The following is a 9,941-nucleotide window of genomic DNA, read 5'->3' on the forward strand; positions in this document are numbered from 1 at the left end:
CGGATTCCCGTCCATGCAGTTCAATGCCGATTTGCCGCCGCGCCAAGCGCGGACGCTTCCGTTGTGCAGTGCAATATAACCCATACCCCGCAGCCTGTCACCCAAATGAGGCAAAAACAGCCATAAGGATGCCCAAGGCGGGCGGTGAACGACCGATGGGCCGGGCAAGAACCGAGCATCGCAGCCTGTGGCCGCAAACATTGCCTAACGGCTGGGCATCACCCATCGGCACTGTCAAGAACCATCGCCGCCGCATTTATGAGCGGTTTGGCATCACCACCGCGGAACTGTTTTTCTTCCAGCACCTGACGAAAAATAGCAGCCGGCATTCATTGCATCCGTTGCAATAAATGAGACCCTCCGCGTACCCTATGTCGGGGACAATCAGACCAATGGCCGCAGGATAATTGGCAGACGCTGGTCCCCCGATCTGCTGGGTTGGAGCAAACGGATGGACAAACCTCGAATCTTCCTGGGCTCGTCGGGGAAGCAGAAAAAACTGCTGCAGGCGCTGACACGCGGTCTTGAAGACATCGCGCATGTGGAACCCTGGACGACGTCCTTCAATCCTGGGACAACCACCCTGGGGCGCCTCCTCGAGCTTACGCGTGAAGTCGACTTCGCCGCTTTCGTGTTCGCTCAAGACGATTGGACCAGTGTGAGCCAGCCGGCATCGTCTGCGACGGCATCCGCTCAAGCTTCTCCACGAGACAATGTGGTTTTCGAGGCCGGCCTTTTCGGCGGAGTCCTTGGAATGCGCCGGACGTTCATCCTCCATGCCAATGGCTCCAAGCTTCCAAGCGATCTCCTCGGTCTCACCTCCGTAAGGTATGGCGAGGCGACGACCGGCGCGGAGATGAGGGCGATCAACCAAAAGCTTCGGAATGCGATCGAGAATGAAAGTCGTGTCGCCCGGATAGAGGGCCTTTGGTGGCAATTTTCCCTGTCGGAACGGACCGTAAAGGAGCCCTCCGCCGTGAGCCTCTTGCGTATCTCGCGAGACCGCGATGGCGCGCTGGAGCTGACCGGTCGCTCATGGCAAGAGAATGGCAGTCTGTCAGCCAGATACTGGAGCGAAGCGGTAAAGGAGAGAAAGGAGCCTCCCGGCATCTTCTACTTTTGGAATGGAGAACGACCCTTGGACGCGAACGCGTCGCAGTTGTACGGGACAGGAGAGATCCGGCTGGAGTCCGCCGATCGCGCGTCCGGGTACTTCACCACACGAGCCGACACACAGCCAAAACTGAACGCGCGCACCTCCGGCGTCTATCTGCGCGCCGCTCCTGAGGACTTAAGCATCCTGGACGGCCGCGACAATCAGCAGCGCGTGGAGTTGATCGCAGAGCGGCTGAGCCATTGGAAGTCGATCAAGAACGTCTGAACTGTGCGCATGGGAGTCGCTCGGACGGCCCTGCCGCCTCGCCGCGATCGCAGCCCTAGTATCATATGGAGAGGTAGCGGCCAGGAGGGGCTTCTCAACCGCCTGCTCCTGGCCCACCACGAACCTGTTCGGAGGCTCCAGACTCCGGCTTGAACTTATCCGTCGCTGACTTCACATTTGCCGCCGATTGGGAGGATGAACACATGACGATGAGTTTTGCGGGACGGTTTGCCGGACGATCGGCCGTGATCACCGGTGGCGCCTCAGGCATCGGCCTGGCTGTCGCGCAAAGAATCGTTGGAGAGGGCGGACGCGTTTGTGTCTGGGATCGCGACCCCACCCAGATCGAGCAGGCCAAGGCTGTCATTGCCGATTTGCATGGCGTGACTGTCGACGTCGCCGATCCCGCGGCGGTCGAACAGGCCGCCCGGCGGACGATCGATGCCCTTGGCGCGGTCGATATCCTGGTCACCAGCGCCGCCATCACCGGACCGAACATGACGACCTGGGACTATTCGGTGGAGGACTGGCGCCGGGTCATCGACATCAACATCAACGGCGTCTTCTTCTGCAACAAGGCGCTGGTTCCGCATATGCTCGAGCGCAATTACGGCAGGATCGTCAACATCGCCTCGATCGCCGGCAAGGAGGGAAATCCCAACGCGTCGGCCTACAGCACCTCGAAGGCTGCGGTGATCGGCCTGACCAAGTCGCTCGGCAAGGAACTGGCCAAGACCAAGGTGACGGTGAACTGCGTCACGCCGGCGGCCGTGCGCACCGCGATTTTCCAGCAGATGAGCCAGCAGCACATCGACTTCATGCTGTCGAAGATACCGATGGCGCGGTTTGGCGAGGTCGAGGAGGTGGCGGCACTGATCTCATGGATCGCTTCCGAGGAATGCTCCTTCACGACGGCTGCCGTCTTCGACGTCTCCGGCGGCCGGGCCACCTATTGAAGCACGTCAGGCGCGATCTGCCGCCGGCCGACTGGAGTTCACGTCGTTTGCTTAGGGTCGAACCTCCACTGTCCGATGAAGATCTGCTCGACCGCTTCCAGCACGCGGCCTTCGGTTATTTCCTGGAAACCGTGAACCCGGAGAACGGACTGGTCGCCGACACGTCGCGGCCAAATTGGCCGGCAAGCATCGCGGTCGTCGGCTTCGCCCTGTCCTGCTATCCGGTCGGGGTCGAGCGCGGCTGGATGACACGAGACACAGCAGCCAAGCTGACGCTTGCCGCACTGCGTTTCTTCTGGAACAGCCGGCAAGGCAATGGCGACGGCGTCACCGGCCACAAGGGTTTTTATTACCATTTCCTCGACATGCGGACCGGCCTGCGCGCCTGGCGATGCGAATTGTCGATGGTGGACACGGCGCTTTTGATGGCCGGCTTGCTCGTGGCCGGCGCCTATTTCACGGGCGACAATGACGAAGAAACCGAGATCCGCGAATTGGGGGAAGCCCTCTACCGGCGCGTCGACTGGCGATGGGCGCAAGGCAGCAATTCGACCTTGCGGCAGGGCTGGAAGCCGAAGAGCGGCTTTCTGCGTTATGGCTGGGAAGGCTATAACGAAGCGACGGTGCTCTACGTTCTGGCAATGGCCGCTCCCGACAAGCCAGCCTCGGACGACAGCTATGCCGGCTGGACGGCGACATATCAGTGGGGAAATATCTACGGCTACGATGTGCTCTATGGCGGCCCGCTGTTCATGCACCAGTTCTCGCATGCATGGATCGACTTCGACGGCATCCGCGACGCGTTCATGCGGGAGAAGAACTCGGACTATTTCGAAAACAGCCGCCGCGCCACCTATCTTCACCGCGATTATGCGCAGCGCAATCCCTCCGGCTATGACGGCTACGGCGAAGGATTTTGGGGCCTTTCGGCGGGTGACGGGCCCGGCAACTTCCGCGCGCGGATCGAGCGGCGGCCGCGCAAATTTTCCGGCTATGCGGCGCGCGGCGCGCCGTTCGGCCCCGACGACGGAACGATAGCGCCGTGGTCGTATCTGGCATCGCTGCCCTTCGCGCCGGAAATCTGCCTGCCGGCGCTGCGCCATCTCAGAGAACGCCATCCTGAGGTGATCGACGGCTTCAGGATGCCGAGCGGCTTCAACCCGACGCTGGCGAACCGGCGGAAGTTCGGGCCGAGCGGCTGGATATCGGATGCGCATTACGGACTGGACCAGGGTATCGCCGTGCTGATGATCGAAAACCACCGCTCGCGCCTGATCTGGGACCTGATGCGGTCGAGCCCGCATATCCGTCGCGGCCTGAGCAAGGCCGGGTTCAGCGGCGGCTGGCTGTCGCAGCCCGCCGCCGCTTTCCAGGCCGCCCACCATGTCGGATGATTCAACAGGGATCGCTCGCAACTTGGCAGGCCCCAGGCCGCGCCGCATCCAACGCTTGACGAAAGTGCTATTCGGCTAAAGAAGATTGAAGTGAAATGGCACGGGGCGGAACATTTCTGGATGTTGCCTAAAATAAAGACCGACTATGCGTTCCGGCTGCTGGCGCAGGGCTACATATGCCTGCCGCTTCGTGCCGGCGGCAAGCATCTCGACCTCGAGGCCATGGGGTATGATCCGCTGCATTTGCAGACCCGTCGCAAGGATCTGAAGGAACTCGCCTTCTGTTCCATTGCGTTCCAACTGTCGCAGAAACCACCGACCAGCGGAGACATCGAGCGCTGGTTTCGAGACTTCGCCGGAAATGTCGGCATATTGGGAGGATTTTCCAACCTGCTGATCCTGGATTTCGACAACGCCGCCGCATATCGCGGCTGGTTCGGCATCCATGGTGAAATTGCAAACCGCACACCGGTCGCAAGGTCGCCCAACGGCTTCCACGTCTATCTGAGGACACGTGAACCGACGGTGTCATCCAGCCTGCATTTCGGCATGCGCCGGGTCGGCCATGCCAAGGCGCTTGGCGGTTACGTGGTGGGCAGTCCCTCGGTGCTGAAGGACGGATCCTCCTATAGCTGGTTGGAGAACCAGTCGCCGTTCGATGTCGAACCGCAGTTGGTCGAGAACCTCGCCAGTCTTTCGCTGCGCCCGGTCTCGCCGCTCAAGCATTATTATGATCGTGTGCGAAACCGCGGTTTTTTCGAGCGGCAGTGAGTAAATCAGAGGAAACGCGATTGGACGTCACGGTCGTCATTCCGGCAAGGAATGCTGCCGCGACGATCGATGCGACGCTGCGCAGCCTGATCTCAGGCAGAGATCTGATCGGCGAGATCCTTCTGGTCGATGACGGTTCCGACGATCAGACCGCGTCTGCCGCGATCGGAAGCGCGCAACGATACGGATTGCCGCTGGAGGTCGTCAGCGTCAACCTCGGCAGCGCCGGTGCTGCGCGCAATGTCGGAATTGCGCGGGCCAGGGGCAAATCCATATTCTTCCTCGATGCGGATGACGAGTTGATGGAGGGAGGCCTGTCGCTTTTATATGACGCGCTCCTGCGCAATCCCGAAGCTGGCCTGTCGATCGGGGCCAGCATCCGTCGCACGAACGGGCGGCCGGACAAGCTCAAGACCCCGCACGGATACACCAGCGACAGAGCCCAAAACACCAGGCGATATCTTCTCAACGAGCTCTGGCCGATCGCCATGGGAAGCGCGCTGGTCGCGACATCAGCGACGGCCACGATCCGCTTTCCGGAAGCGATCGGCCTCGACGAAGACACATGCTACTGGGTGGCGCTGCTCGCACGCTTCGATGTGGCGATCGTCTCGGCTCCGGTGCTGCTCTACCACCACGACGAAACGAGAATGGCGCAGCGTTTCATTCTTGCGCCGCGCAGGACGTTTCTTGCCATTGCGCTCGAACTGGACCGGCTGGCTGGATCGGGCGTCGAGCGGGAGGCCCTTCAATGGCGAAAGTCCTGGATCGCGCAGCGGATTTCACGACAGCTCATCAAGCACAAAAGATACGCCGATGCGGCGGGCATGATGCGGGCCGTTCGCGCCCACAAAGCATCCGGCCGGAGCTGGAAGGCATTGCAGTACAGCGCCCGTATCCAGTTCGGAGCAATGACTGAAAACCGTAGTCCGGATGCAAGGTTTACCACCCCCAACCACGGCAAAGAGCGGCGCACGCTGGTGCTGTCCTACGATCCGGCTTTCCCTCCTGCCTCGGGCGCGGATCTCAGGAACCATCGCAACGCCGTGGCCGCAGCAGAATTCGGGCCAGTCTGCCTTGTCTCGGTCCGGCCGCAGGCCGATCCGTCGAAACCGGCCGATCCCCGCATTCAAACGGCTGCCTTGACCATCGAGGGGGAAGCCCGCACGGCTTCGATCGGCTGGTGGAGGATCCGTGCCGAGAACCGAATTCCTCGCTCCGCGCTGGCGCGTCTCGAGGCTATCGTTCGCGAATTCTCCCCCGACAGCATCGTGGTCGAGGGCATTGGGCTGTTCAAACTGCTACGGCCCTTGCGGCCATTGGCCGGGCAGCTCATTCTCGACATGCACAATGTCGAGTCGGACCTGGCGGGACAGTTGCATCGCGCCGACGATGCAAGATCGGTGCCTGCCATCGCCGCCGCCTTTGGCGTCAGGCGCCTCGAAAGAAAGGCGCTCGCCATCGTCGACAGAGCCTGGGTCTGCTCGAGGCAGGACCACGAAAGACTAGCGGCACTTTCCCCGCGCAAGGTGCCGATCGACATCGTGCCGAACGGCATCCCTCGTTTCGAAGACAGCCCCGTCGACCTGCCGGTCGAGGCCGCGACCGACGGGGGCTTTCCGATGATCCTGTTTGTCGGGCATCTCGGATACAAGCCAAACATCGATGCCGCCGAGCGGCTGGCCGCCACCATCCTGCCGCGCATCCGGCAAAGACTGCCGACCGCAAGACTGGTTCTCGCCGGCCGATACCCCAAGCCGGCCGTGAAAGCTCTGACCGGACTGCAAGGCTTGGACCTCGTCGAAAATCCGGACGATATGGGGCCACTGCTGTCGCGCGCGCATCTCAGCATCATCCCGCTTTCGGCAGGCGGCGGCACGCGCATCAAGGCTCTCGAAGCAATGGCCTGGGGCATTCCGGTGATTGCGACGCCGCTGGCGGTCGAGGGCCTGGACCTGGTCGACAATGAAGAGGTGCTTCTATCGGATTCGGATGAAAGGCTTGCCGACATGGCCATCGAGCTTTGTCTGGACCGCAGGCGCATGGCGAGCCAGCGCGCTCGCGCGCATCAAGCGGCATGGTCCAGGTTCGGCCCTGAAGCCGTCCGCAATGCCGTCCGCGGCGGCTTTGGGCTGGACGATGCCGGCACATGACACCCACGCTTTTTCCAATCACCGATCGATGAGCCCCCGATGATCCCGCCCATCCTGCACCAGACGTGGAAGACCGACAGCGTCCCTGCCCGCTTCCAGGGGTATGTCGAAAGCTGGAAACGGCACCATCCCGGCTGGACGACGATGTTCTGGAGCGACCGGAGGCTGCTCGAGTTCATCGCCGAGCACTATCCGGATTTCCTGTCGATCTTTTGCAGCTATTCACATGGTGTGCTGCGCGCCGATGCGGCACGCTATCTGCTCCTGTACCATTTTGGCGGAGTCTACGCCGACATCGACTGCGAATGCGTCGCCGCTTTCGATCCGATCATGAACGAGGATCGGATCGTGCTCTGTAAGGAACCGGATACGCACGCGCTCGTCCAGGCAAAGTTTCGCGGCCTGCCCTATTTGCTGTTCAACGGCACGATGGCGAGCCCGCCCCGGCATCCCTTCTGGCTGCAGGTCTTGTCGCTGTTGCCGGGGCTGGTCCATGCCAAGGAAGCGCTCGACGCGACAGGCCCCTGTGTGCTGACCTCCGCGCAGCTCGGCTATGGCGACCAGGCGGCCTTCGCCATACACGGCTCCTCCTTGTTCACGCCGGTGGACTCGGCCGGGCGCACGGACATGCCAGCCGGCAGCGGAGCGCTGACGCTGTCGATCCATCACTGGGCGGGCACATGGTGGACGGCGCGGCCGGCAACGCGGCGGCGCGACAAAGTCCGCAACCACGCCTACCGGTTGTGGCACCATCTGACACGCGGCGCGCATCTGGACGAGGCCGCGGCGAAAGCGAGCGTCAGCCAGGCGGCGCTTTCGGCATCGCCGCCGTCAGGCCCGAATCTCGCCATTCTGGTGCCGCTGCGCGATGCCGCCGACCATATCCAGCCGTTCCTCGATGCGCTGCAGGCGCTCGACTACCCTAAGGACAGGATCAAGCTGGTCTTCTGCGAGGGCGACAGTTCGGACGGAAGCTGGGAAAGATTGCAGGCGGCAGTGGCGCCGCTTGCCGGCAGCTATCGTGGCGTCGTCCTGCTGCAAAAGCGTCTGGGCACGCGCCTCGATCGGGCGAAGCGAACGAAACCGCGACAGCAACGCGAGAGACGGGGCGCCATTGCCAAGGTGCGCAACCACCTGATCGATCATGGGCTGGATGCGGACGACGATTGGGCGCTGTGGATCGACATCGATGTGTGGCGATTTCCAAGCGATGTCGTGAATCGGCTGATCGGAAGCGGGCATCGGATCGCGGTTCCCAACTGCGTGAAGATCGCCGGCGGCGACAGCTTCGACCTCAACAGTTTCGTCACCACCCAGCCGGAAAAGAACTATCGCTACTATCGTGAAATACGCGGCGGCCTTTACCAGCCGCCTGCCTATTCCATAGGCCGCCTTCACCTTAGCGATGTTCGGCATCTCGAAAGCATCGGTCTCGATGGGGTCGGCGGAACCATGCTTCTTGTCGACGCCGCCTTGCATCGTGGCGGTCTTCGATTCCCGGAAATTCCCTACCGCGATCTCATCGAAACCGAAGGCTTTGGCGCCCTCGCCAACGATCTGGGCATCAGGCCCGTCGGTCTTCCCAAGCTTGAGATACTCCACGTTCCGTGGTGATTAGGCCGATCGACGCTGTTCGAGCTCCTGCCGGATCGGTTCCAGATAGGCTCGCGGCCGCAGCCTTTGCCAGACGTAATCGCGATCGGTCAGATGCACGACCTGGCCGACCCATTGTCGCATCATTTCGGGGTCCCGAACCTGCCGCCAATCGTCGACTATGATGACCGGCAGCCCTTCATAGAGAGGATCGAGCGGCGACGTCCTGGTCACCACGATGCAGCCTAGATACAGCAGTTCCCACGTCCTGTGGCAGTCGAGGCCGCTTCCAGCCGTCGAAACGACCAGCGGGTACTGTGAATAGCGCTCCCAGATCGAGTGCTGCGATAGCCGCCTGTCAAGAAAATCAACATGCGGGCACCCCTTCAGGGCATCGACCAGATCCCGTCGCTCCCTCGGACCCCTGCTCAAGTTGAGATCACAGAATATTCTGAGCGGGCGACGGTCCGGCGCGTCTTGCCGAAGGCGAATGGTTTCGAGAAGCCTCGCAAGCTGTCTGGGCGTGGTAAAGCCACGCATGGTGTGAAGATCGAGCCCGATCGGGAAAGGTTTGAGCTTGGGGTGATCGCCGACGCAGTTCTGGCTGTACCAGGACACCAGGAAAGGATTGGCGAGAAGCCGATCGACGGTATTTTTCGCGAGATTTGACGGCACCGACGCATCGCCATCCGTTGTCACCAGCGCGAACGGCGCCTTGATGGTCGGCAGGGCCACTTCCACGAAAGTGTCGAGATCGCAGACACGCAATTCCCTGGCCCGGGTGCTCAGGCGTAGCCAGACCACGCCATATGCACCGCTATAGTGCTTGCGGAAGAAGGCCTCCGTCTGTGCCGATTCGGTCGGTGCGTATCGATACCAGCGTGGACCGGCAAAATCGCAAAACTGCCCGATGCCCTTAGACCATAACAGCGGCGGAACGCGAAGAAAGGGCAGCGCGGCGGAATGAACCGCCTTTTGCAAGAGCTTTAGCCGACGAAACCTGCCCATCTGCAAGCATTAGCCCAGGCATCAGCGCCGTTGCAACGTGGGCACGGGCATGCTCGCCCGTGCACCCGCTCTGCCGGCTTTATTAGCCGGCGAACGTATAGGCGGTCTTCACCGTAGTGTAGAACTCCGCCGCATAGCGGCCTTGCTCGCGCGGACCGTAGCTCGATCCCTTGCGTCCGCCGAAAGGCACATGGAAGTCGACGCCCGCCGTCGGCAGATTGACCATCACCATGCCGGCCTCCGAATTGCGCTTGAAATGCGTGGCGTGCTTGAGGCTCGACGTGCAGATGCCCGACGTCAGCCCGAACGGCGTGTCATTGGCCACCGCCAGCGCCTCGTCATAGTCCTTGACGCGGATGACGTTGGCGACCGGTCCGAAGATCTCCTCGCGTGAAATGCGCATGGCGTTGGTGGCTTGCGTAAACAGCGCCGGTTGCAGGTAGAAGCCCCGGGTTTCGCGATCGAGCCGCTCGCCGCCGAAGGCCAGATCGGCGCCTTCCTGGCGGCCGATGGCGATATAATCTTCGTCCTGTTTCAACTGGCTCTGGTCGACCACCGGTCCGATCTGGGTTTTCGCATCGAGAGCGTCGCCGACGACCAGCTTGGCCAGGCGATCTTTCATCGCGTCGACGAAGCGGTCATGGATGCCGTCCGTCACGACCAGGCGGGACGATGCCGGGCAGCG

At 61.9% G+C, this 9,941-nt stretch carries 8 protein-coding genes; 6 read left to right on the plus strand and 2 right to left on the minus strand.

Translation table 11 applies throughout. The annotated features are described in order from the left end of the window. Positions 1-451: 451 nt before the first annotated feature. The 6 genes from EOC93_RS05445 (at position 452) to EOC93_RS05470 (ending at position 8,269) form a co-directional block, all read left to right on the plus strand. Positions 452-1,381: a TIR domain-containing protein gene (locus EOC93_RS05445; protein ID WP_127204070.1), complete on the plus strand. Its 930-nt coding sequence runs from the start codon at positions 452-454 to the stop codon at positions 1,379-1,381. A 203-nt stretch (positions 1,382-1,584) separates the two neighbouring features. After that, positions 1,585-2,337, plus strand: a complete 753-nt coding sequence (locus EOC93_RS05450) for an SDR family NAD(P)-dependent oxidoreductase (RefSeq protein ID WP_127204071.1) — start codon at positions 1,585-1,587, stop codon at positions 2,335-2,337. 47 nt (positions 2,338-2,384) lie between these two features. After that, entirely contained in the window at positions 2,385-3,731 is a 1,347-nt protein-coding gene (locus EOC93_RS05455) for a glucoamylase family protein (protein WP_127204072.1), read from the plus strand. Positions 3,732-3,851: 120 nt separating this feature from the next. Then, positions 3,852-4,502, plus strand: a complete 651-nt coding sequence (locus EOC93_RS05460; RefSeq protein WP_245458119.1) for a bifunctional DNA primase/polymerase — start codon at positions 3,852-3,854, stop codon at positions 4,500-4,502. 20 nt (positions 4,503-4,522) lie between these two features. Then, a complete protein-coding gene (locus tag EOC93_RS05465) occupies positions 4,523-6,655 on the plus strand; it encodes a glycosyltransferase (protein ID WP_245461375.1) in 2,133 nt (710 codons plus the stop codon). 39 nt (positions 6,656-6,694) lie between these two features. Then, positions 6,695-8,269 (plus strand): glycosyltransferase, encoded by a 1,575-nt coding sequence (locus tag EOC93_RS05470; RefSeq protein WP_095484326.1) that lies wholly within the window; start codon positions 6,695-6,697, stop codon positions 8,267-8,269. On the opposite strand, the gene EOC93_RS05475 is transcribed toward EOC93_RS05470, so the two are convergent. After that, positions 8,270-9,229 carry a hypothetical protein gene (locus tag EOC93_RS05475; RefSeq protein WP_245461376.1) on the minus strand — a complete coding sequence of 320 codons (960 nt, stop codon included), beginning with the start codon at positions 9,227-9,229 and terminating at the stop codon, positions 8,270-8,272. A gap of 109 nt (positions 9,230-9,338) precedes the next feature. After that, positions 9,339-9,941 (minus strand): aldehyde dehydrogenase family protein (locus EOC93_RS05480; protein ID WP_127204075.1); only part of this gene is annotated, 603 nt, incomplete at its 5' end.

The sequence above is a fragment of the Mesorhizobium sp. M6A.T.Ce.TU.002.03.1.1 genome, from assembly GCF_003997275.1.
Taxonomy (GTDB): domain Bacteria; phylum Pseudomonadota; class Alphaproteobacteria; order Rhizobiales; family Rhizobiaceae; genus Mesorhizobium; species Mesorhizobium mediterraneum.